Annotated in this window: 19 protein-coding genes; 3 read left to right on the forward strand and 16 right to left on the reverse strand. The window is 44.6% G+C overall.

From position 1 onward, the window contains the following. Positions 1-13 precede the first annotated feature (13 nt). The 15 genes from cysN to V7R55_RS04740 all read right to left on the reverse strand — a co-directional run bounded on the left by cysN (position 14) and on the right by V7R55_RS04740 (position 18,668). On the reverse strand, positions 14-1,429 hold the full coding sequence (gene cysN, locus V7R55_RS04670; protein WP_334057748.1) for a sulfate adenylyltransferase subunit CysN: 1,416 nt from the start codon (positions 1,427-1,429) through the stop codon (positions 14-16). Position 1,430: 1 nt separating this feature from the next. Next, the gene (gene cysQ / locus V7R55_RS04675; protein ID WP_334057750.1) at positions 1,431-2,222 is read right to left on the reverse strand and encodes a 3'(2'),5'-bisphosphate nucleotidase CysQ; all 792 of its coding nucleotides are present in this window, start codon (positions 2,220-2,222) and stop codon (positions 1,431-1,433) included. Further along, positions 2,222-2,818, reverse strand: a complete 597-nt coding sequence (cysC, locus tag V7R55_RS04680) for an adenylyl-sulfate kinase (protein WP_334057752.1) — start codon at positions 2,816-2,818, stop codon at positions 2,222-2,224. The genes cysQ and cysC overlap by 1 nt, the downstream gene beginning before the upstream one ends. After that, positions 2,818-3,732, reverse strand: a complete 915-nt coding sequence (cysD, locus tag V7R55_RS04685) for a sulfate adenylyltransferase subunit CysD (RefSeq protein ID WP_179982784.1) — start codon at positions 3,730-3,732, stop codon at positions 2,818-2,820. The genes cysC and cysD overlap by 1 nt, the downstream gene beginning before the upstream one ends. 253 nt (positions 3,733-3,985) lie before the next feature. Further along, positions 3,986-5,491 (reverse strand): sodium/proline symporter PutP, encoded by a 1,506-nt coding sequence (putP, locus tag V7R55_RS04690; RefSeq protein WP_269916087.1) that lies wholly within the window; start codon positions 5,489-5,491, stop codon positions 3,986-3,988. Positions 5,492-5,608: 117 nt separating this feature from the next. Then, positions 5,609-7,570 (reverse strand): GGDEF domain-containing protein, encoded by a 1,962-nt coding sequence (locus V7R55_RS04695; protein WP_334057756.1) that lies wholly within the window; start codon positions 7,568-7,570, stop codon positions 5,609-5,611. A 195-nt stretch (positions 7,571-7,765) separates the two neighbouring features. Further along, positions 7,766-8,470, reverse strand: a complete 705-nt coding sequence (locus tag V7R55_RS04700; protein ID WP_334057757.1) for a DUF3379 family protein — start codon at positions 8,468-8,470, stop codon at positions 7,766-7,768. Next, positions 8,463-9,020 (reverse strand): sigma-70 family RNA polymerase sigma factor, encoded by a 558-nt coding sequence (locus V7R55_RS04705; RefSeq protein WP_334057759.1) that lies wholly within the window; start codon positions 9,018-9,020, stop codon positions 8,463-8,465. The genes V7R55_RS04700 and V7R55_RS04705 overlap by 8 nt, the downstream gene beginning before the upstream one ends. A 116-nt stretch (positions 9,021-9,136) precedes the next feature. After that, positions 9,137-10,990 (reverse strand): DUF885 domain-containing protein, encoded by a 1,854-nt coding sequence (locus tag V7R55_RS04710; protein ID WP_334057761.1) that lies wholly within the window; start codon positions 10,988-10,990, stop codon positions 9,137-9,139. 206 nt (positions 10,991-11,196) lie between these two features. Next, complete coding sequence (locus tag V7R55_RS04715) at positions 11,197-12,990, reverse strand: BatD family protein (protein WP_334057763.1); 1,794 nt, start codon at positions 12,988-12,990, stop codon at positions 11,197-11,199. Then, a complete protein-coding gene (locus V7R55_RS04720) occupies positions 12,991-15,033 on the reverse strand; it encodes a vWA domain-containing protein (protein WP_334057765.1) in 2,043 nt (680 codons plus the stop codon). After that, on the reverse strand, positions 15,033-16,109 hold the full coding sequence (locus V7R55_RS04725; protein WP_334057767.1) for a vWA domain-containing protein: 1,077 nt from the start codon (positions 16,107-16,109) through the stop codon (positions 15,033-15,035). Before V7R55_RS04725 ends, V7R55_RS04720 begins: the two co-directional genes overlap by 1 nt. Further along, positions 16,102-16,734: a DUF4381 domain-containing protein gene (locus tag V7R55_RS04730; RefSeq protein ID WP_334057769.1), complete on the reverse strand. Its 633-nt coding sequence runs from the start codon at positions 16,732-16,734 to the stop codon at positions 16,102-16,104. Before V7R55_RS04730 ends, V7R55_RS04725 begins: the two co-directional genes overlap by 8 nt. After that, complete coding sequence (locus V7R55_RS04735; protein ID WP_334057771.1) at positions 16,734-17,708, reverse strand: DUF58 domain-containing protein; 975 nt, start codon at positions 17,706-17,708, stop codon at positions 16,734-16,736. Before V7R55_RS04735 ends, V7R55_RS04730 begins: the two co-directional genes overlap by 1 nt. 3 nt (positions 17,709-17,711) lie before the next feature. Beyond that, positions 17,712-18,668 carry an AAA family ATPase gene (locus tag V7R55_RS04740; RefSeq protein ID WP_334057772.1) on the reverse strand — a complete coding sequence of 319 codons (957 nt, stop codon included), beginning with the start codon at positions 18,666-18,668 and terminating at the stop codon, positions 17,712-17,714. A gap of 454 nt (positions 18,669-19,122) precedes the next feature. On the opposite strand from V7R55_RS04740, the gene fadI reads away from it, so the two are divergent. The 3 genes from fadI to V7R55_RS04755 all read left to right on the forward strand — a co-directional run bounded on the left by fadI (position 19,123) and on the right by V7R55_RS04755 (position 22,999). Next, the gene (gene fadI, locus V7R55_RS04745) at positions 19,123-20,433 is read left to right on the forward strand and encodes an acetyl-CoA C-acyltransferase FadI (protein WP_334057774.1); all 1,311 of its coding nucleotides are present in this window, start codon (positions 19,123-19,125) and stop codon (positions 20,431-20,433) included. Positions 20,434-20,452: 19 nt separating this feature from the next. Further along, positions 20,453-22,594, forward strand: a complete 2,142-nt coding sequence (fadJ, locus tag V7R55_RS04750) for a fatty acid oxidation complex subunit alpha FadJ (RefSeq protein WP_334057985.1) — start codon at positions 20,453-20,455, stop codon at positions 22,592-22,594. Between the two features lie 207 nt (positions 22,595-22,801). Further along, positions 22,802-22,999: a hypothetical protein gene (locus V7R55_RS04755; RefSeq protein ID WP_334057775.1), complete on the forward strand. Its 198-nt coding sequence runs from the start codon at positions 22,802-22,804 to the stop codon at positions 22,997-22,999. Positions 23,000-23,097: 98 nt separating this feature from the next. Here the strand turns inward: V7R55_RS04755 and V7R55_RS04760 are convergent, their stop codons facing one another. Further along, on the reverse strand, positions 23,098-23,268 hold the full coding sequence (locus V7R55_RS04760) for a hypothetical protein (RefSeq protein ID WP_334057777.1): 171 nt from the start codon (positions 23,266-23,268) through the stop codon (positions 23,098-23,100). Positions 23,269-23,408: the final 140 nt, after the last annotated feature.

Genomic DNA, 23,408 nt, shown 5'->3' on the forward strand with positions numbered 1-23,408 from the left:
GCTCCAGTCCTGCTTATAGTTTACTGATATCCACTGAGTTCCAATGCGGGAAGTGCTTGCGAACTAATGCATTGAATTCAAGTTCAAACTCAGAGAAGTTAGGCGAAGTATGTTGTGCATCACCGGCAATTTCATCGATGATCATACCTGCACCTACTGTACCATTGGTTAAACGGTCGATAACAATGAATGAACCTGTAGGGCGGTTGCGCTTGTACGGGTCACAAGCAACAGGCTGAGTAAACTTAACGTCAACCACACCAATTTCGTTAAGATTTAGGTGCATGGCATCTGTTTCTTCTAGCGTGTTCACATCAATTTGATTATCGATGTGAGCAACTACTCCTGGCGTTGACTTAGTCGCGAACTTAAACAAGTATTGCTTGTTTGGCATTAACGGCTCTTCAGACATCCACACTAAATGTGTTTTAAACTGGGTGTTAAGTAGTGGCAAGTTGTCTGATTTAACAATCATGTCGCCACGAGAGATATCAATTTCATCTTCAAGGGTTAGCGTAACCGCTTGAGGTACATAAGCGCGTTCTTGATCGCCTTCAAATGTAACCACTTGCTTAACTTTTGACTTCTTACCTGACGGAAGCGCAGTCACTTCATCACCTGGCGCAACCTGACCTGATACTACCGTACCGGCAAAGCCTCGAAAATCTAGGTTAGGGCGATTAACATATTGTACTGGGAAGCGGAAATCTTCCTGATTGTCGTCTTCACCAATTTCAATGTTTTCTAACATTTCCATAAGTGGTGTGCCGTCAAACCAAGGTGTTTTTTCACTGACACCTACAACGTTATCACCTTCAAGCGCAGAGATAGGAACAAACTGAATATCAGGAATATCTAGCTGTTCAGCAAACTTCAGGTAATCTTCCTGAATTTGCTTGTACACTTCTTCTGAATAGTCCATTAAGTCCATCTTGTTGATAGCAACAATAACGTGCTTAATGCCTAGTAGAGACACTAGGAAAGAGTGACGTTTGGTTTGTACTTTCACGCCACCACGTGCATCAACAAGGATAATAGCAAGGTCGCACGTTGACGCGCCCGTTACCATGTTGCGAGTGTACTGCTCGTGCCCTGGAGTATCAGCGATAATAAATTTACGCTTGTCGGTAGAGAAGTAGCGGTAAGCTACATCAATGGTAATACCTTGTTCACGCTCAGACTGAAGACCGTCTACAAGAAGGGCAAGGTCAACTTTCTCTCCCGTAGTACCTACTTTTTTGCTGTCTTTTGTAATGGCAGCAAGCTGGTCTTCATAAATCATTTTTGAATCGTGAAGTAAGCGACCAATAAGAGTACTCTTACCGTCGTCTACGCTACCGCAGGTAAGGAAACGTAGCATGTCTTTCTTTTCGTGTTGCTCAAGGTAAGACAGAACGTCCTGTCTTAATAATTCGTTTTCGTTGTTCATGTTATGCGCTCACAAGGAAAAAGGGGTTTAACACAGACTCTTTTTGGTTATAGGTAAGAGCGTCGGCGTTGTCATCTAGTGGATTTTCAGGGTCTAGAACAGTTACATTTGCCCCAGCAGCCAGTGCAACTGCATGTGCAGCGCCTGTATCCCATTCAGATGTTGGGCCCAAACGAGGGTAAAGATGAGCTTCGCCCTCTGCCACTAAGCAAAGTTTTAGTGAACTGCCCATCGCCACAAGCTCGGTTTCACCTTCAAGCTGTGCCAATAAATTTTGAATTTCAGGACTTTGGTGAGAACGACTGCCCACCACTTTCCACACTTCTGCACCATCGTGCTTACGCGCAGAAATGGCAGTGAATTCACCATCTACTTCGGTCCATGCACCTTCACCCACAATACCAACATAGCTCTTGTTGAGCGCAGGCGCGTAAACCACACCCATAGTCGGTTTGCCATTTTCGATAAGTGCAATGTTTACTGTAAATTCACCGTTTTTCTTAATAAACTCTTTGGTGCCGTCTAGCGGATCAACCAGCCAGTATGACGACCATGTTTTACGTTCATCCCACGAAATATCAGCTGACTCTTCAGAGAGAATAGGCAGGTCAGATTCCGCTTCAAGGGCCTTTACAATAACGTTATGGGCCGCAAGGTCAGCTTCGGTTAGCGGGCTGGTGTCTTGCTTCTCATAAATAGCGAAATCTTTTTCGTAAATCGCCATAATTTTGTCGCCAGCTTCTTTGGCAATAGTTAGCACTTTTTGTGCAAGTGTATTTAAAGGCTGTGTCATTACACCAATCCCTTTTCTTGTAGCAAAGCATATAAACGCTCAGCGGTCTGCTCTGCCGGTTCATCCTGATAGGTTAAGTGTACTTCCGGTGACTCAGGTGCTTCATAGGCTGAATCGATACCTGTAAAGTCCTTGATTTCGCCACTGCGGGCTTTCTTATACAAGCCTTTGGGGTCGCGCTTTTCACACACTTCAAGTGGCGTATCAACAAACACTTCCACAAATTCACCGTCTGCCATTAGGCTACGGCAGTAATCGCGGTCTGCTTTAAACGGAGAGATGAAAGCGGTAAGTACAAGGGTACCAGCGTCAATAAACAGTTTAGCGACTTCGCTAATGCGACGAATGTTTTCAACGCGGTCTTTATCGCTAAAACCTAAGTCGCCGCACAGACCGTGGCGCACGTTGTCGCCGTCAAGCAGATAGGTGTGCCTGTTCTGTTCGTGAAGCTTTTTCTCAAGCAGGTTTGCTAATGTCGATTTACCAGAACCGCTTAAACCAGTAAGCCAGAATACGCGAGGCGTTTGGCCTAGCTTCTCAGAGCGGGTAGTTTTGTTGACTTCGTGTTTATGCCAAACAACGTTGTCTGTGGCCATTAGAAGTACCCTTCCATTTTCTTCTTCTCCATAGAGCCTGCGCTGTCGTGGTCAATAACGCGGCCTTGACGCTCAGACGTCTTGGTCAGCAGCATTTCCTGAATAACTTCAGGTAAGGTAGCGGCTTCTGACTCTACCGCACCAGTCAATGGGTAGCAGCCTAGGGTACGGAAGCGCACCGAGCGCATCTCTGGTACTTCACCTTCTTCAAGCGGCATGCGGTCGTCATCAACCATAATGAGTACGCCGTCACGCTCTACCACAGGGCGTGGCTTAGAAAGGTATAGTTGTGGAATATCAATGTTTTCTAGGTAGATGTATTGCCAGATATCTAGCTCGGTCCAGTTAGACATTGGGAAAACGCGGATGCTTTCGCCTTTGTTAACTTGTGAGTTATAGATATTCCAAAGTTCTGGACGCTGGTTTTTAGGATCCCAGCGGTGGTTACTGTCGCGGAAAGAGTAAACGCGCTCTTTAGCGCGAGATTTTTCTTCATCGCGTCGTGCACCGCCAAACGCAGCGTCAAACTTGTATTTGTTCAAAGCTTGCTTAAGCGCTTGGGTTTTCATGATGTCAGTGTGTTTTGATGAGCCATGGCTAAATGGACCAACGCCAGCTTCAACACCTTCTTCATTAATGTGAACAAGCAAATCAAAACCGTGTTTCTCTGCTTGCTCGTCGCGGAATTTGATCATTTCGCCAAACTTCCACGTGGTGTCTACGTGTAGAAGTGGAAAAGGAATTTTGCCTGGCGCGAACGCTTTACGGGCAAGGTGAAGCAGCACTGAAGAGTCTTTTCCTACAGAGTAAAGCATTACTGGGTTTTCAAACTCAGCAGCTACCTCACGAAAAATTTGAATACTCTCGGCTTCGAGTTGTTTCAAATGCGTTACAGACGGGATACTAGCAGTCATTTTGAAGTCCGAATTTATGTTATATATAAAAAAGTTATATGCGGGTTATTTTTCTGCATAGAACGATAACATATTTAATTTCAAAAGTAGTATGCGATTTTGCTATTTAAAATAGCAATCTTATTCCATTAAATAAAACTGTCATGCAATTGAAGCATAAGGCCCTATTTTGAGGGGCTAGAAAAAGATAAAGGCCCTGCTTAGAAAACTAAACAGGGCCTTACATTTACTTTTATCGACGATTTATTTTTTATTACTTTTCATTCAGCTTAGTCTGGAATGCATCGAATGTGTCTAGTACGCCTTCTCTTGGTGTACCTGATTTACTTAAAATCATTATGGTTAAGCTCGATAAAATGAACCCAGGTACAATCTCGTACATCCAGGCACCTAGCTTTTGGCCTCCGATTTCTATCGGAAGATAAATCCACAGTAGTACAGTCACAGCACCAACTATCATGCCTCCCAATGCTGCGCGGCGGGTCATTTCTCGTTTAAATAAGCTAAACAGTACTAGCGGTCCAAATGCTGCGCCAAAGCCAGCCCATGCATTACTTACTAAGGTCAATATAGTGCTGTCTCTATCATAAGCCAGGTAAATAGCCACTAGCGCAACAGCAACAACGCTTACGCGCCCCGCTATTACTAACTCACCATCTGACGCATCTCGGCGAAGGAAGGCTTGGTAAAAGTCGCTGGTAAGTGAACTAGACGTAACGAGTAGCTGAGACGAAATGGTACTCATGATAGCAGCTAGGATCGCAGCTAATAAGAAGCCCCCAATAAGCGGGTGGAATAAAATCTGAGAGAGGTAGATAAATACCGTTTCCGGGTCAATGTCATTGCCGTTACCGGTGATATAAGCCAACCCAAATAAACCCGTCATTAGCGCGCCGATGATAGAAACAATCATCCAGCTCATGCCGATGTTTCTAGCAGTGGGAATATCTTTTACCGAACGGATAGCCATGAAACGAACGATAATATGTGGCTGGCCAAAGTAGCCTAAACCCCATGACATTAATGAAACAATACCAATTACGCTTAGTGCTTCATTAGTTGAGGCATCCATAAATGCATCAAATAGCGCAGGGTTAATGGTATCTAGCGCGTCAATTGAAGCCCCAATGCCGCCTAGTTCGCTGATGACCACAGCAGGAACCATTATAAGTGATACGAACATTATGCAGCCTTGAACGAAATCGGTCATGCTTACTGCCATAAATCCACCAACGAGGGTGTAGGCAACGACGACACCAGCAGTAACGTATAACCCCGTTTCGTAGGTCAATCCAAAGGATGTTTCAAAGAGCTTTCCACCGGCGACAACACCAGAAGACGTATAAAGTGTAAAGAAAACAACAATAACAACTGAGGCGATAACTCTTAGTAGACGAGAATTATCGGCGAAACGGTTTTCAAAATAGTCGGGCAGGGTAATGGAGTTATTCGCCACTTCTGTATAAACGCGAAGGCGCGGAGCGACCAACATATAGTTTGCGAGTGCACCTAGAACTAACCCAACGGCAATCCAGCCTGCAGATAAACCCGACACATACATAGCACCCGGCAAACCCATGAGCATCCAGCCACTCATGTCCGATGCGCCTGCTGATAGTGCGGTTACTGCGGGGCCTAATTGACGACCGCCAAGCATATAGCCTTCTACGTTGGTGTCTGTTTGCCGATAAGCGAAAAGGCCTATTCCCAACATTACAACGAAATACAAACCCAACGAGATTATCGTGCCAGTAGCCATATAAATTCCCTATGTTTTTTATCTCATGCTAACACCTATGACGCAGAGTCTCTACGTCAGTCAGTGACCTTGCTTGTTTTCTATACGACTAAAGGTGAATAAAGTTTGGCAAAATCTCTAATACGCGAAAGATTCTACTCGCGCGCGGCCAGACCTTTTGGCTTTATAAAGGAGTTCGTCACAGGCTTTGATAATGGTATCCAAGTTAGTTTCTCCGTTAACATTTAACAGACCGGAAGAAAAGCTAACTGAAAACTTCTCATTGGTATGAGCCCAGTGTTTTTGGTGGGAAAGCGCAATATTTAACTCATCGAGTATGCGCTTGGCCGATTGTTCATCTGAGTCAGAGAAGTAGATCAAAAATTCTTCACCACCGTATCGGCAAAGCTTATCTGATTTTCTAATTCTATTTTGGATTATTCGGGTGAGCGTAGTTAACACTTCGTCGCCTACTGTGTGACCGTATCTATCGTTAATTTTTTTAAAGTTATCAACATCAAGCAGGGCTATGCACGAGGTATTATTGCCTTTGAGCGACTTCTTTAGGCTATTCAACATTGCGCGACGGGTGAGGGCTCCGGTAAGTGAGTCTCGTTCTGCGAGTAAATCACTTTGTCGCTTTGAAATCCAAAGCCACAAAGCGAGTATAAGAAGAATAGTAACAATGAGCGCAAAAATGGTGGTTTTCATTGCCTCTTTATCGGTGGATAGCCCTTCTTTCTCGTCGCGCAGAGCGTTAATTTCTTTTTGTCGATAATGAGCTAGCTCGATGTCCTTAGCGATACTGTTTGAAAAATTAGACGAAGAAAACTGAAATTGCTCTGTGTTCTTCTCGAAGAGAAGTTGGTTGTATGCTTTTGAATGCTCATAGGCTTTTTCGTAATTGCCTGCAGCGTCATAGATTCGGGCAAGTTCGAGTTCTTTTCGTAGCAGGTGCTTGGCTCTAAATTCGGTAGATGGCAGGGTATCTAACATTACATTCTTGTATTGTTTGATAGCTTGCGAAAGCTGTTTTTGGTCATCTTCAGCAATCGCTTTGTAGGACCTATATTGATAGAGAAGTTCTTCCGCTCTAATTGCAGTTTCAGTTGGGTCTATCGCGTCTATCTTTTCTATAATAGTTTGTATCTCATTTTGACGTGTTTTCTTAAAACCGATAAGGAGTAAACGCAACCTTTGATAGAGGGTTAAGTAAGTCTCATGTTTCTCATTTCTACTTTTCACAAACCCTATGGCTTTATCCGAAAGATAAAGAGCCTCTTCGTTATTTCCTAGAAGTAGCAGTGCATCGACCGCGGTATAATATGCCCATGTTACGTACTCATCATTTTGGGGTCTTTCTTCTATGACTTTCATTGAGTGAATATAGGCTCTACTTGGTACCGATAACTCAGTAAAAGCGATGCGAAGCCATTGATGTGCAGTAGAGCTATCTAATGCATTTTCTAAAGTAAGCCTAGAAGAGCGTGTGGGCAAGTGGGGGAGTGCGTACTCTAGTTCATTGATTGCCTGAATGGGGTTGGCTAGCGTTAGTTCCATTGACAGCCATATGCTAGCTATCGCAGTTGCGGTTTTGCTCCCCGTTTCCAGAACTTCGCGTTTTAAGTTTCTCAGCGAAGGTACAGTAACATTGATTCGCAGTGAGGAACTGTCAAAATCGTTAACTGCTCTGGCATAGACATAATATGCCCTAGCAGCAGCGTACAAATCTGGATTTAGTGATTTTAGTTCGTCCCAGTGGCTCTCCAATAACGGTGACTTAACGTATATTGGCACGCGAGGGCCATCCGTTTCGTTAGCTGTTCCTGTGGCCAGTAAGTGCCTAAAGATTATGCCTTCACTACTATTATCAGTTTGAATTTTTAAATTTTCGATTTTAGCTTTTATCTGGTCATTGTCGATATCAGTTTGATTGTTCCAGTTATAAATAGTGACTGCTGCTAACCGACTATACGCATCTAACTTTTTAAGCCTTAACTTCTCAGAACTGTTGTCTAACTGCGCATGAAGTGAGTGACTGAAGAAAATGATGGAAAGTAGACAAAACTTCACCCTTGTAAAACGACACCAAGCGGCCATTGAATTTGCTACCTCTATACTGCGGATAAGCTGAATTATTTGCTGATAATTAAAACGATTGTTTTAATTCTAAAGTATAAGTTTTATTGCGCATGTTTTCACCTTAAATTTAGGCAAAAAAAATCGGCCACAGTGGGCCGACGAAGGGAAGTGCGTAAATTCAGCACTTTTTTTGGAACGGGGTACAGGCTTTTTTTAAGCCGAAAATTGAATCCTTTCAGAGACGGCTTTTTTCATTTCACTCAGGTCGGCATCCTTGTCGCCAACAATCATGACGTTGGCGTGTCTCATTTTTATGCTTTCGCCGTGGTACTGGTCGTCGGAAAATTCACTAGGTACAGTGACATCACCGCGCTCAGGAACAACAAATACCGACATTTTTCCTTGTGGCGTATCAACGATAAGGTGCAGGCTTCTCACTGTACTTAAGTGACAATAGTTCACCACTTCAACGCCATCGAGCATCTCATTGAAGCTTCCGCCAAAGCTTGCTAGCTTTGCATTGACCATATTCAAATCAGCTGGAAGTAGCGAATGCGCAGTTTCCATCTCGGCATACTGCATATGCGCAAGCGCTTGACCACCAATACTAAGCGGTTGGTGGTACCACATGGTAAGTCCAATACCTATAGTAAAAGCAACGGATGCGGCCATCGCTAAATACCAACGACTTCTGCGCTTATAGCGATTGAATTCGTCCGTCGACTGTTGCCAAATGAGCTTACTCGCTAGATCTTCTGGTACATCGACCTTTAAGGCTTGCTTCAACTGCTTATCTAACTGCTTTTGTTCATTCCAGAAACTGCGTTTGCTTTCATCCGCTTTTGCCGCTTCTACAACATCACTGTCAGTCGTTTCCGGATCGGCGTAGATTCGACGCCTAAATTCTAACTCATCCATTTACACGACCTCTCTTTTCACTTTGTTTCTCTAATGCCTCTTTCAGCTGGTTTCTCGCTCTGAATAAACGCGTCATTACCGTATTTTTATTAAGACCTAGTTGATTGGCAATCTCTTCACCACTAAACCCGAAAATCAATTGAAGGATTAAGGGTTCGCGGTATTCCACACTCAACCCACCTAGCAGCCGCTGAAGCTCCCTGTCTTTAAGGTCTCCGTCGGCATGCTGGGTATCGTCTTGAATATGGCAATCGTCAATATCCACCGTGTCGAATTGCTTGCGCTCAAACCTTCGGGCATTCTCACGGCGAAGAATGGTAATCAACCATGACTTTGCCGCCTTTTCATCGTTTAAGGCGTCTAACGATCGCCAAGCACGCAAAAACGTTTCCTGTACAACATCTTCAGCAATGCTCTGGTCTTTAATAAGCCAGAATGCATAGCGGTAAATGTCGGCGTGGAATGCCTTTACCAGTGCTTCATATCTTTGGTGTTTTGCTTTCATATTCGATAAGACCTGACCACTATCAGATTTATTTCGCCCAAACATAAAAAAGTCCAAAAACTTAAAGAATTTTCACTATGGCATAAAAAACGCGCCATTTCGTTATCCGAAAGGCGCGTTTTTATCTTAATTAGAGTGATCAGAGCACCTATTAAGGAATGCTAAACACCTTTTTGAGTGGCAATCCATGCGTTAATATTTTCTTCTAATATAGAAAGCGGTACCGGACCATATTTAAGCACCTCGTCATGAAACCCTTTCCAATCAAATTTATCACCAAGTTCAGTTTGAGCATGCGCTCTTAGTTCCATAATTTTGAGTTTGCCAATCATATAGGCTGTGGCTTGCCCTGGCATGGCAATATAGCGTTCAATGGCTTTTTGCGCGTCATATTCTGGGTTTGGCGTATTTTCAATGAGATAATCTACGGCCTCTTCACGAGTCCACTTCTTCGCGTGAATACCCGTATCAACAACAAGTCTGCAAGCGCGCCAAAGTTCCATAGCTAGGCGACCGAAATCAGAATACGGATCTTCATAAAAGCCCATATCCTTTGCGAGTTCTTCGGTATAAAGGCCCCAGCCTTCCGTGTATGCGGTAAAGCTCAAGAACTTCTGAAACTGAGGCACTCCCTCTAATTCTTGTGCAATAGCGCGCTGCATGTGGTGACCTGGGATGCCTTCGTGATATGCAAGCGCCTCTAGCTGATAGGTCGGCATCGCTTTCATATCATAGAGGTTTGCATAGTAAATGCCTGGGCGGCTGCCGTCTTGCGCTGGGCTTTGATAAAACGCTTTGCCCGCAGACTGTTCTCGGAATGCTTCGACGCGTTTAACAATCATTGGCGCTTCTGGAAGAATACCAAAGTACTCAGGAATAGCTGCTCGCATGTCGTCTATGGCGGTTTTCGCCATATCGAGATATTGCTGTCTGCCCTCATCCGTTGAAGGCAGATAGAATTGCTCGTCTTCACGCATAAAAACAAAAAACTCTTGAAGTGTACCCTCAAATTTTACCTGTTTCATAATGTCACGCATGGCATTGTGTATGCGCTCTACATTATCTAGACCAATTTGATGGACTTCTTCAGCAGTTAGGTCAGTAGTAGTAAACCAGTTAAGGCGATTTTGATACCACTTGTCCCCGTTAGGTAAACGCCATACACCATCGCCTTCAGGTGTTACTTCACGCTGGTGAGCGAGTTCTTCAATAAACTTCTCGTAGGATGGCATGACTGAAGTAACTAAGGCAGCTTTTGCCTCGCCTAATAGCGTAGTTTTTTCAGCCTCCGGAATATCTAGGTTGTTTACCTTGTTTTGAAAATCTTCCCATATAGTTGAAGGTGTCTCGCTAGAATCAAACGGCGCGCCGGTAATCACGTTCTTTGACGCATCAATCATTTGATCATAAGCCCATGCAGGCGGGAATACGCCAGCTTTTTCACGAACTTTCATCTGTTCGATAACTTGGTCAAAGTAGGTACGTACATTGTCTAAACGACCAATGTATGCTTGTGCATCTTCTATACTTTTTACGCTGTGAATATTAATAAGAAAGCTTGGCACTTGGGTATGCGCAGCGCGGAACTGATGTACAATGTAACGGTGATGTCGAAATTCGTCGTTAGACAAATCGCGTTCAATGCCGAGCTTGTAAAGGCGCAAACTTAACTTTTCTTGCTCGCCTAACTTGCTAATATCGAAACTATTAAGCTTTTCCAAACGGTTTTTGGCAATAGCTACTCGGGCATCCGCCTCTTCATCACTTATGTCATCCCACTTATCGTAATCCCACTTTTTCCCTAGGTAACTTTGGAATAGGGGAGAGCGCTTAAGGTCTTCTTCAAAAGTACGTTCAAAAAAAGCAGTTAAACGCTCGGACTCAGATTGTCCAGCAGGCTTTTCTGTTTGAATCGGCTCTGGCGCTGTTTGCGCGGTTTCACTTGCTGGAGAGCAAGCAGTTAGTGTGGTTACTGCCAACGCAATTGGCGTTAGCTTTAATAGTGTTTTCTTCATTATATTCCCCGTCGCGTTTAATTGATTATTTTTATGGACTAAAAGCGGTTAGGATATATAACGCCTCTAAAAAGGCGTTATATATCCTAGATTCTAGCTAATTATTAACTGCAGACAATGCGTTCAAAACCCATGCATCTGCCATTTAGCAAGAAACAAAGACTTTGATTACGCAAATTTTCGTGTATTAGCAAATGAAATGCGTTTTATGAAGCAGGATACAAGTTAGATAGCGTGGCGCTATTCTTTGCACCTGTTTGCTTCCATTCGCTGCGAGCCTGCTTTATTTCATCGATAAGTTTCTCTAATGTTGTAGAAACTTGTTCAGATTGACGACTTGTATCCGCTTTATTGGCTGAGAAGCGCAGTGCATAAATCTCATTTAAAGCGGAGTTAATTCCTTCAAACTGTGAAAGCTGTCCTTTTCCAGCAGTTAGTACGCTGATCCACTGCTTGAGAGTAGGTGTTAAATAGCTAGTGTCTTTGGCTTTTATTACTGCCATAAGCTTTTGATATTGGGCTTTTTCATCAAGCTCAGCTTTAACCGTAAAGCGCTGTTTAGTGCTGTTAGTAAGCCCAGCCAGCTGGGCCTGTTTGAGCTTTTTATAGGTGAATAGCCATCCGATAAGCGCAATCAGAAAGAGTGCAAATAATACACTGTTCATAACCCAGTCGGGCTGTGTTTTTTCGCTAATACTAGCGTTATCGACAGTGCTATCAGACGGTTTACCATCTTGACCAGAATCGACGTCGGGCTTAACCGCTTCTGACGTTAAACCACTTTGAGTATCGCCTACGGTCGCATTGCTTGTAGGTAGCGCGTTGCTTGGATTACTGCTGCCAGTTGCCGGTTCTACCGTAATTGAGCGAGCTGGAATTGTGGCATACTCAGTCTTCTGAGTGAGCGTATTAAACCAAGGAATTGTAACTTCAGGTAGAACAAAGTCGCCAGGCTGTGTTGGAATTATTGCCAAAGACGTTTGACGCTGTGAGATTAAGCTCTGGTCTTTTTCAACAGTCGTTGTATTTGATTGGTCTGGATATAGCTTAAAGTTCGGCGGATAAAACTCAGGGATATCAGGAAGCTGCTCTTCTACTACGCCCAGCGCTGTGAGTGTAACAATACGCGTTACCGGTTCGCCTGCAACAAAGTTATCTCCTTGCGGCCATTCTTCATCAACGCGTACCATTTCAGAAGGCAACCAAGGATAGTCAATTCCCTGAGGTATAGGCTTGATGTTTACTGTAATATCAGGACCAACACGATTAATCTGCTGGGTACGATTAAAGAAGCCAAAACGCTGGTTTGTGTTAGCCGCCATAACTTCACCCGCAAAGATAGGGCCCCTTAGCGTAAACTCACCTGAAGCTTGAGGGACAACAGCAAATTGACGCTCAATAATCTGATATCGTCTGCCGTTTACTATATCGGTATACTGCTTATCTTCACCTAGCTGGGTGATTTCCGCATTTTGCATTTCTGGTGCTTGCAGGCTGCCCCGCTCAATATTGCTAGAGAGAAAAAGCTTAACGGTATACAGCAGTTGTTGATTTAAATAGGCCTCGTTCAAGTCGATATCTGTAGTAACAAAATAGTCGCGGGCCACGTTGCTTTGTTCTTGAACAGGAATAACTTTTACTTGAATAGGCTTGGTTGATTTCCCTTCGATGGTTAACGAAGGAATAGTGAACGTACCTTCTTTTCGAGGGAATAATGTAGTGGTCCAAACCGTGGTGCGCTTGGTGTCGAAATTGACGATAGACGTTTGGCTACTTACCGAAGTCCTGCCTACGACAAAGTCTTTTAATAGGGGAGAACTGTCAAATGCATCTCTGTCGGCGCTTCCATCGGCAGTAATAGTTAAACGAATAGCTTCATCAAGCATAACCGGATTTCGGTCAATGGTTGCTTCCACTGAATTTACATCGGCATAGGCAGCCGCGCTAATGAGTAGCGTTAGTAAAAAAATTATTCCTGTAGATTGTAATAAGGCTCTCATCTACCAATCACTCCGATTCGATGGCATACGTTGACGCTGACGTTTTTGTGCTTCTAATTGCATTTTTCGTTTTAATAAGAATGCCGGGTCGTCTGGCACGCGACGCATTAAACCTTCCATTCGCTGTAGTTCTTCTTTTTCAGCATCGGTAAGCTCCGATTCTTGACCTTGCATTGCTTGAGCTTCACGCTGTGCTTCTTGCTCGTCTTTTTGCGCTTGCTCACTATTTTGCTGCGTATTATCATGCTGTTCTGACTCTGCGTTTTGTTGCTGTGAGTCTGATGGTTCGTTCTCACCGTTCATTTCTGACTGGTCAGGCTGTTGAGAATTATCCCCACTATTTTGTTGTTCATCATTGGAAGGCTGCTGGTTTTGGTCAGACTGTTGGCTCTCTGCATCATCTTGTTGGCCATTTTGATCATTTGAACCATCTTGGTTGTTTTGATCCTCTGACTGCTGCTGGTTGTTATCAGCGCTATTTTGACCATTATCTTGGGCGTCATTTTGTTCGCCATCGTTACCATTTTCGCTCTGATTTTGCTCTTGCTGTTGTTGCTGCTGTTTCAGTAAATCCTCAACAATTTTTTTATTGATTTTCGCGTCTTCAAAATCAGGTGCTTCGTTTAAAGCATGCTCGTATTTCTTTATCGCTTCTTCAAGCTTTCCTAGTTTGGCCAGCGCATTTCCTTGATTGTACAGACTTTCAGTACCAGGAATATTCTTGTAAGCGTTAAGAGCGCCCTCATAGTCACCTGACTTAAATAGGGATGATGCTTTCCATGCTTCGCTGTTAAACTGGCCAACCGCGTCTTTGTATTTACCTCTTTGGTATTTATTCAAAGCTTCCTGGTTATCATTCATAAATGGCTTTTGCCACCATGCAAGCGGTTCAGTTTTATTTGCCGTTGCTGGCGTAGACTCTTCCACCATTGTCGTGCTTGGAATAGAGTGAGCGCCTTGAGGTGTACCAGCACTTTGTGCGGCATGGGCGTTTTTAACTATTGAAGGGCTTAACAGTCCAACTAATACGATGAATATTAAACCGCGTTTAAATGCGAAGGCCGCAAGTGGCAAAAGTAGCAGCAGTAAGTAAGGGCCGACTTCTTTCCACTGGTCTCCCTGCAAATTGCTCTCTTCCTCATCCTCTTCACTGTTACCTTTATCTAGCAGCGATACCGCGGCGAGAGCATCAATATCATTGTCGTCAGAAGTAAACGATTCAAAGCGACCACCACTTGATTTTACTACGCCTTTAACTGCGCCTTCATTTAGCTTTGGTATAACGATGCTACCGGTGAAGTCTTTCAGTAGTTCACCGCTTTGCTGTCGAATGGGCGCGCCTTCACTGGTTCCGACAGTAAGTGCATTTACCGTAAAAGGAATAGATGCTACATATTCTTGAAGTTCTTGCTGTTGCTCCAATTCTATACCGTCAGTAATCCAGTAGATCATGCCTGAGTTATAACCCGCATTGGTTAGCAGTTCAGCTGCACTTTCAATACCCAACAGCGGGTCGCTTCCGGGCACGGGCATTATCTCGGGTGAAAGACTGGGTATTAGCGTTGTAATATTCCCAGCATCTTCAGTGAGTGGACTGATTACAAACGCATCGCCAGCATAAGCAACCAAGCCCATTTCGCCCTCGCCGATGGCGTTGACTAAGTCTATGGCTTTGTATTTAGCCCTAGTCAGTCTATCTGGCGTCATATCGGTTGCACGCATCGAGAGCGACATATCGACTACGATAACGTGCCCCATTTTTAGCTGATAAACCGGCTGGGGCAGGCGCTCCCACGTTGGGCCAGCGAGTGCTATAACACTTAGAATCCAAACAAAAGCCAGCAACCACATAGGCGGCTTTGCACCTATTTCACTCTTTCCAATCACCATGTATTGGTAAAGGTGAGAAGGGATCACCGATTGCCAGCCAGATTGCTTAGCCGTGGTTTTTCTAATTGCAACCACAAGCAACATCAGGGGTATAAGTGCAAGAAACCATTCGTGGCGTAAAAAGTGAAAGTGATTTAAGAAGTCGAAATCCATTATTTCGTCTCCCTATTTGTTTGAGCTGCTTGTGCTGCATTAGCTGAGTTTAGCTGTTGCGTTGATATGTCATTTCGCTTTTGTGCGAACAAACGATATGAAGATACAAGAATCGTCGATAATGCCCACAGCGCCGACAATAAAAGTGCAGCTGCTAGGGGATAGTAAAACAGCGCGCTCAGCGGGCGCATTTTGCGGGTCTCGCCTTCGATAGGTTCAAGCGCATCAAGCTGTTGATAAATCGCCTGAAGTTCTTGGGCATTTCTGGCCCTAAAATATTGACCGCCGGTGGCGGTGGCAATATCCGTTAACATGCCTTCATCAAGTTCTTGCGATGGGTTTATCTGTCGGCTACCAAAAAAGCTTTGGATCAGCATTTTGTCTGCGCCCACGCCAATAGTGTATACCTTTACACCTTTGCTTATAGCCAATTCCTTGGCTTGCTCAGGCGTAATATTTCCTGCGGTGTTTTGTCCGTCGGTAAGAAGAATTAACACATTATTAGATTCATCCCGTTCGTCAAAACGCTTCACTGCTAGACCTATGGCGTCACCTATAGCCGTTTGTTCGCCAACTAATCCAATTACAGCTTCACTGAGAAGCGTTGAAACGGTGTCTCTGTCATAGGTAAGCGGCGCTTGAACGTAAGCGGTATCGGCAAATAAAATTAACCCAATCCTGTCGCCCACGCGGCGCTGAATAAAGTCATACACGACCGACTTAGTCATGGTCAAACGATTGACTTGTCTACCATTTAGCTGCATGTCATCTATCTTCATACTGCCAGATAAATCTACCGCTAACATCATTTCACGGCCTTCATTAGGTATGCTTACAGGTTCTCCTAACCATTGAGGGCGTGCGGCAGATGTTACCAGTAGCAACCATATCAAGCTACTTGCTACTAGCGGTATTTTTGTCTGTTTTAATTGGGTTTGTTCCGATACATCGCCAGGTCGCAAGCTGGGAACCCGCAGCGCGGCCATGGGCATGTCTTGTGTTTTTTTAGAAAGCAGGCGTACCAAAATAGGTAAAGGGAGCGTAAAGAAAACCCACCACCAAGCAAAGTTAAGCATGATGCGGCTCCTTTTCGTTTTCAGGGGGAAGGCCGTTCACCGCCTGCTTATTTTTCGGAAGCTTCGCTTTTAAAAGCCAATTTTTTACCGCCCCTTTGCAGGTTTCAAAGTCACTTGGGTTCGGGGAGGCTTGATAAACATTGTTTACTAGTTTTGCTAAACCGCCTTCAAGTTCTTTATCGCTGCTTTTTAAAGACGATGTTAAGAACGCTTGCCATTGTTTACCATATAGCCCTGCGACTTGCTGAGTAGAGTAATAGCTCATGGCGGTGCGTTTCAGTACAGAGTTTAATCTTACAGGCCAATTGCTTTGTTGTGCTGAAACTGATTCGAGTAATGCTAATGCTTGCTTACGAGGCTTGTTATGCCGTATGTGAGCAGAAATAGCTTTGTAGAGGCCAAATAACACCAATAAAACCACGGCGATAAGTGCCCACCACCCCCAATCTAACGGCCAAACACTAACCTCATTAGGTACGTGTATATCGCGCAGCTGGGCGAGGGGGGCTTGCTGCTGAGGCGCTGACGGCATTTGATTTGCTGGTGGCACCGATTGAGCCGTTGATTGGGCATAACTAGATAAGAAATTTGATAAAAAGTTGGTTGAAAGGTTATTGCTTTGCATTAATTAAGCTCCAACCGTTGTTCTTGTTGCATACTCTGAAGCTGTTCATCTAACGGAAGACCAGCGTTCACACTGAATCTAGCGATGTTATTTTTACGTAATGTATCGTAAATTGCGCTGTTTTGTTCATTTCGCCATTTTTGATATTGCTGCTGTTCGGTATTGTCACCTAGAACCCAGCGCTGTTGATTTTGACCGTCTGAAACGCCAACAGTTTGTAGTGAACTAGTTTGTGGCAACGCATGTTCGATGGGGTCATGAATCACAATAGCTCTCACTTCACAATGGCGGGTTAAATGACTTAAATGCTGAACAGCCTGGCTGTTTAAATGCTGAAAATCTGATACCAGGTAAACTAAGCTTCCTGGCCTAGCTAAACGCCTTGCACGGGCACAAGCATCAGCGAAAGCTTGTTCGTCTTTTGCTTTATTAGCCTTTAACTGCGTGCTTTGTTCATGTAGTGCCATAAGTTCATGGCAAACGTGGAGTACGGCTTTCTTGCGAGTAAGGGGTTTAATTTCTTTGTGCTGTTGCTGATTAAATACCAAGGCGCCAACCTTATCGCCGCGAGCGGCTGCAGACCAGCTAATCAGTGAAGATACATGTGCGGCCTGAACTGCTTTGGTAAGCAGTTGCGTACCAAAAGCCATTGAAGGCAGATAGTCACAAAAAAGAAAAACCGGGCGCTCCCGCTCTTCCCGATATACTTTGGTGTGGGTTTTACCTGTACGCGCAGTCACACGCCAATCAATAGCACGAATATCGTCACCGGGTTGGTAATGACGGGCTTCGTCAAACTCCATGCCTCGGCCTTTGTGCTTGGTTAAATAACTCCCAGCAAGTTTGGCTTGCGGCATTCGTTTTGGGGCCAAGCTAAAAAGCTTGGCCAACTGCTGGTAGCGAAGTAACTCCGCGCTTGATAGCGAGATACCGTCACATTGCAGCTTTTTCAGCTGCGCTTGCACATTCACCATAGCTTAAGGAACTGCGACAGTAGCAACAATTTTATCAAGTACATCGTTAATCGTTATACCTTCTGCCTCGGCCTGATAAGACAAAATAATACGATGTCGAAGTACGTTATGAACAACGGCTTGGATGTCGTCAGGACCAACGAAATCTCTGCCGCTAAGCCATGCGTGGGCGCGCGCACAGCGGTCTAAGCTGATGGTGGCGCGAGGGCTTGTTCCCATCGCTATCCACTGGCCTAATTCTGCATCAAAACTCGCTGGCTGACGGGTAGCCATGATTAGTTGTACCAAGTATTGCTCTAACTCTGGCGCCATGTATAAGGACAGAGCTTCTTTACGTGACGTAAAAATATCATCTTGAGTCAGCGTAGGTGGCGTAATAGGCGGCTCTGACAGGGCTTCCCCACGAGTTAAACGCAGTATCTCTAACTCGGTCTCGGCACCTGGATAATCTATGTCTACATGCATTAAGAAACGGTCTAACTGCGCTTCTGGAAGCGGGTACGTTCCTTCCTGCTCTAACGGGTTTTGCGTTGCCATAACCAAAAATAGCGGAGGAAGCGGGTAAGTTTTACTGCCCACGGTTATCTGACGTTCTGCCATTGCCTCAAGCAGGGCTGACTGTACCTTTGCCGGTGCACGGTTGATTTCGTCAGCTAAAACAAGGTTATGAAAAAGTGGCCCTTTTTGAAAAACAAATTCGCCGGTCTCAGGACGATAAATATCTGTCCCGGTCAAGTCGGCGGGTAAAAGGTCTGGGGTAAACTGCACGCGATGGAAATCACCATCAATACCGTTAGCGAGAGCATTGATTGCGCGTGTTTTTGCAAGTCCTGGAGGTCCTTCTACTAAAAGGTGGCCATCGGCCAAAAGAGCGATAAGAAGGCTTTTGGTTAACGCGCCCTGACCAATAATCTGCTGGTCTAAATAAGCGTGTAACTGTTGAAACTGCGCTGCTGCCATAATGCAAAATTTCCGTTTGAGTTCTCGTTATCAGGAAGTGTCAGTTGGACAATAGGGTCAATTCACCGATTAAAAAGTGATCGCCTTGGTAAAAAGTGAATTAATAAACCTTTAGATAGTCACACTTTACCCTAATCACAATGACACAAAACAGACTTCCATTTCCATATAAGGTTCATTCTATCTTTCTTCAAGTCGTTAAATAGCAATAAAAATGCGATATGTAGTAGGGCATTGAAAAAGTTAATTGGGACGCTGCGGTTTATTTTACAGTCGACTTAGATTTTACGGGTGACTTAAGCAACTAATGAAACCAATCGTTTCATTTATATTGTCCTTTACCCTGCATTATTTGCTATTTTGTTCATTGTTTGTAAAAATCGGGTTTATTACAGGTCAGACCACTTTGTAGCAACAAGCTAATTGCGAAGTTGGTCAACAATTTAGGTGCATTATGGCAACAAAACAATCAGTTACTACCCGAGAGGGTGATCGCATCGCCATTGTCGCGGGGTTGCGTACTCCGTTTGCGAAAATGGCTACATACTTCCACGGCGTACCGGCTGTTGATTTAGGTAAAATGGTCGTAAACGAACTTCTCGTTCGCCATGGTGTTCAGAAAGAGTGGGTTGACCAGGTTGTTTACGGTCAGGTTGTGCAAATGCCTGAGGCGCCAAACATTGCCCGCGAAATTGTCCTTGGTACAGGCATGAATGTTCACACCGACGCTTACAGTGTATCTCGCGCTTGTGCGACGAGTTTTCAGTCTACAGTTAACATTGCAGAAAGCATGATGGCCGGTACGGTCCAAGTGGGTATCGCAGGTGGTGCAGATTCAACGTCGGTATCACCTATCGGCGTGTCTAAGAACCTTGCACGCGCTTTAGTAGATTTGCAGAAAACTAAAACACTTGGCCAAAAGCTAAATATCTTTAAGCGCTTAAGCCTGAAAGATCTGGCGCCAGTTCCACCAGCAGTTGCTGAATACTCTACCGGTTTGTCGATGGGGCAAACTGCAGAGCAAATGGCAAAAACACATCAAATTTCTCGTGAAGAGCAAGATAAACTAGCGCATCGCTCACATAGCCTAGCTGCTGAAAGCTGGGAAGCAGGTAAATTGTCTAGCGAGGTCATGACAGCTTACGCAGAACCTTACAAAGGTGCGCTTGAGCGCGATAATAACGTGCGTTTCGATTCAAAGCTTGAAGGCTACGCGAAACTTCGCCCAGTGTTTGATAAAAAATATGGCTCGGTAACTGCCGCTAATGCAACACCGCTAACAGACGGTGCTTCTGCGGTAATTATGATGACAGAAAGCAGAGCCAAAGAATTGGGCTATACGCCGCTAGGCTACATTAAGAGCTATGCCTTCTCTGCAATCGATGTATGGGAAGACATGTTAATGGGGCCGTCATACGCGACACCTATCGCGCTAGACCGCGCGGGCATGACGCTAAACGACCTAACGCTAATTGAAATGCACGAAGCTTTCGCAGCACAGACCCTGGCGAACGTTAAGATGTTTGCAAGTGATAAGTTTGCAAAAGAGAAACTAGGCCGCGACAAAGCCACAGGCGAAATCGACATGGATAAGTTCAACGTAATGGGAAGCTCAATTGCTTATGGTCACCCGTTTGCGGCAACTGGTACGCGTATGATTACGCAAATGCTAAACGAGCTGAATCGCCGCGGCGGTGGCACAGGTCTATTGACGGCATGTGCTGCAGGCGGTCTAGGTGCGGCAATGATTGTGGAGACAGAATAATATGAGTCAGGAACAAGAAATGACAAATGAAGTTCAGCCAGCATCAGGCGCATTTACGCTAACTAAGCAAGACAATGGCGTTGCCATTCTTAGCATGGACGTACCTGGCGAAAGTATGAATACGCTTAAAGCTGAGTTTGGCGATGAAATATCAGCCATGCTCGACGACATTGAGCGTGACAGCAGTATTAAAGGTGTTGTGTTAACAAGTGGTAAGCCCAGCTCATTCGTCGCTGGTGCTGATATTACCATGCTTGCAGCGTGTAAAACTGCTGAGGATGCAACGACTATAGCAGCGGGTGGACAAGCTATTTTCGATAGAATCGAAAACATGAAAGCTACTTTCGTTGCAGCGATTCACGGCCCAGCGTTAGGTGGTGGTTTAGAGCTAGCGCTTGCGTGTCACTATCGCGTTTGTACCGATTCATCAAGCACTCAGGTAGGTCTACCTGAGGTGCAGCTTGGGCTATTGCCAGGCAGTGGCGGTACACAGCGTCTTCCACGTCTTATTGGTATCCAGCAAGCTATGAAAATGATGCTTACTGGCTCACCTGCGCGCGCCAAGCAAGCTAAAAAATACGGCATTGTTGATGAAGTCGTTCCGCATAGCGTGCTTTTGAAAGTAGCAGAACAGTTTGCGCTTAAACGCAAGCCAGAGCGTGAAGCGCCGCAAAAGAGCGTAATGGACAAAATGTTAGAAAAAACAGGCCAAGGCCGAAACATGATGTTCAAAAAAGCTCGTGAAGCGACGTTTGCTAAAACCAAAGGCAACTATCCTGCGCCGGGCTACATTATTGACGTTATTGAGACGGGCATGAATGAAGGAATGAAAGCTGGGCTTAGAGCTGAAGCTGAAGCCTTTGGTAAGCTTGTTATGACGCCGGAATCTTTCCAGCTTCGTCAGATTTTCTTTGCTACAACTGAAATGAAGAAAGAAAACGGCGTTGAAGGTGTTAAACCTGAAAAGATGAAGAAAGTCGGTGTGCTTGGCGGTGGTTTGATGGGCGGTGGTATCGCTTATGTTACCTCGACTAAAGCCGGTGTACCTGTGCGCATTAAAGACGTACGTGCCGATGGCATCGCAAACGCGATGAAATATAGCTACGACATTCTAAATAAAAAGGTGAAGAAGCGTTTCATGCGAAATAGCGAAATGCAGAAGCAGTTAGCGCTTCTTACCGGTACGCTGGATTACAGCGGCTACCAAGACGCGGATATTGTGGTTGAAGCGGTATTTGAAGATTTAGATCTTAAGCAAAAGATGGTGTCGGATATTGAAGAAAACTGCAAAGAAAGCACAATCTTCGCATCGAATACTTCGTCTATTCCAATTACACAGATTGCGGCGAAAGCGGCACGCCCCGAAAACGTGATTGGTCTTCATTACTTTTCGCCTGTCGACAAAATGCCGTTGGCTGAAGTTATCGCACACGACAAAACGTCGGACCAAGTCATTTCATCTACGGTAGAGTTTGCGAAGAAGCAAGGCAAAACGCCCGTTGTTGTTAAAGACGGTGCGGGTTTCTATGTGAATCGTATTTTGGCACCTTACATGAACGAAGCGGCAAACTTGATTCTGGATGGTGAACCAATTGAGCACATCGACAAGTCTTTGGTTAAGTTTGGCTTCCCTGTGGGCCCTGTGAAACTGCTTGATGAAGTGGGCATTGATGTAGGTACTAAGATCATTCCATTCCTTGTAGAGGCATTTGGCGAGCGTTTCACTGCGCCAAGCGCGTTTGATAAAGTGCTAGCAGATGGCAGAAAAGGTAAGAAGAACCAAAAAGGATTTTATTCTTACGAGGGTAAGAAGCCAGGCAAAGAAGTGGATGAATCAATCTACGAATTACTTGGGCTATCACCATCTGCTAAGTTAAGTGAAAAAGAAGTTGCCGAGCGCTGCGTGCTTATGATGTTAAATGAAGCTGCACGCTGTTTAGACGAAGGTGTTATCCGCAGTGCCCGCGATGGCGACATTGGTGCTATCTTCGGAATTGGATTCCCTCCTTTCTTAGGTGGCCCATTCCGCTACATGGACACTCTTGGTATTAAACACCTAGTTGCTCGATTAAACCATTATGCTACCGCCGTAGGTGATAAGTTTGCGCCTGCCGACGTGTTAGTGAAAATGGCAGAAAATGATCAAAAGTTTTATAGCTAAGTTTACAAAATGTTAAAAACCGGGCGTTGCCCGGTTTTTTTATGCCTATCATTTATTTTGGCTGGTTTATTGTCCTATTTTGAGTAGAATCTGCGTGATTAAAAAATAAACGTGTCAAAATGTTGGCGTCAATTATCAGTGACTTAGCGTTATTAATTGGTGAGAGCTAATAACTCTACATCGTTAGGTTAAACCGTTGGAGGCAGTGTGATTTCACTCGTAGTATTAAGCGTAATTTTTTCTCTGTATTTTTATGTAGAAGCGTTTAAATGGGGAATGAATGCGAAGAAGTGGGCGCTTGCTGGTCTTATTTTAGGCCCTGTTTTGCTGCCTATGTTTTCTATCTCTCGACACCTGCACTGGCGCAATGCTGTGGGGTTCAATAATCTTTATATTGCCGCGTAGACTTATCGATTACGTTATCCACTAACGGCAGGTCCATTTTTCAGGTATAAAAAAAGAGAGTATCCACTCTCTTTTTTTGGAAATCGTTTCAACTTCAATTAGAAGCCTACGCCACCACCGTGACCGCCACCAGTTTGAGGTCTTACATACTCTAGCTGAGTAGTAGTCTCTTTTTGCGACTCAGGAGCCTGTTTAGCGCCTTCTTGCTTATCGGCAGCAACTGGGGTAGCGGTAGAAAGTACTAGTGCAACTGCGTACTCTTTTAACATGTTAATTTCCTCTGATTTTTTGAACGAACAAACAAAGCCGATTTTTTATATTTGTTACCGGCAATCTAGTTAATGCTAGTTATGTGCCAATATGTAGAGTTTTTTATAAATTGTTATGAATCAAAGGGTTGCGGGTTTCT

The organism is Alteromonas sp. S005, assembly GCF_036864475.1.
In the GTDB taxonomy this organism is placed as follows: domain Bacteria; phylum Pseudomonadota; class Gammaproteobacteria; order Enterobacterales; family Alteromonadaceae; genus Alteromonas.

Coding starts and splice junctions, on each gene's coding strand:
- V7R55_RS04715 (WP_334057763.1), bottom strand. CDS start 12,990: ATGAGAGCCTTATTACAATCTACAGGAATAATTTTTTTACTAACGCTA.
- cysN (WP_334057748.1), bottom strand. CDS start 1,429: ATGAACAACGAAAACGAATTATTAAGACAGGACGTTCTGTCTTACCTT.
- V7R55_RS04735 (WP_334057771.1), bottom strand. CDS start 17,708: ATGGTGAATGTGCAAGCGCAGCTGAAAAAGCTGCAATGTGACGGTATC.
- V7R55_RS04700 (WP_334057757.1), bottom strand. CDS start 8,470: ATGGATGAGTTAGAATTTAGGCGTCGAATCTACGCCGATCCGGAAACG.
- putP (WP_269916087.1), bottom strand. CDS start 5,491: ATGGCTACTGGCACGATAATCTCGTTGGGTTTGTATTTCGTTGTAATG.
- cysQ (WP_334057750.1), bottom strand. CDS start 2,222: ATGACACAGCCTTTAAATACACTTGCACAAAAAGTGCTAACTATTGCC.
- V7R55_RS04705 (WP_334057759.1), bottom strand. CDS start 9,020: ATGTTTGGGCGAAATAAATCTGATAGTGGTCAGGTCTTATCGAATATG.
- V7R55_RS04760 (WP_334057777.1), bottom strand. CDS start 23,268: ATGTTAAAAGAGTACGCAGTTGCACTAGTACTTTCTACCGCTACCCCA.
- V7R55_RS04725 (WP_334057767.1), bottom strand. CDS start 16,109: ATGCTTAACTTTGCTTGGTGGTGGGTTTTCTTTACGCTCCCTTTACCT.
- fadI (WP_334057774.1), top strand. CDS start 19,123: ATGGCAACAAAACAATCAGTTACTACCCGAGAGGGTGATCGCATCGCC.
- V7R55_RS04740 (WP_334057772.1), bottom strand. CDS start 18,668: ATGGCAGCAGCGCAGTTTCAACAGTTACACGCTTATTTAGACCAGCAG.
- cysD (WP_179982784.1), bottom strand. CDS start 3,732: ATGACTGCTAGTATCCCGTCTGTAACGCATTTGAAACAACTCGAAGCC.
- V7R55_RS04710 (WP_334057761.1), bottom strand. CDS start 10,990: ATGAAGAAAACACTATTAAAGCTAACGCCAATTGCGTTGGCAGTAACC.
- V7R55_RS04695 (WP_334057756.1), bottom strand. CDS start 7,570: ATGGCCGCTTGGTGTCGTTTTACAAGGGTGAAGTTTTGTCTACTTTCC.
- V7R55_RS04730 (WP_334057769.1), bottom strand. CDS start 16,734: ATGCAAAGCAATAACCTTTCAACCAACTTTTTATCAAATTTCTTATCT.
- cysC (WP_334057752.1), bottom strand. CDS start 2,818: ATGGCCACAGACAACGTTGTTTGGCATAAACACGAAGTCAACAAAACT.
- V7R55_RS04720 (WP_334057765.1), bottom strand. CDS start 15,033: ATGGATTTCGACTTCTTAAATCACTTTCACTTTTTACGCCACGAATGG.
- fadJ (WP_334057985.1), top strand. CDS start 20,453: ATGACAAATGAAGTTCAGCCAGCATCAGGCGCATTTACGCTAACTAAG.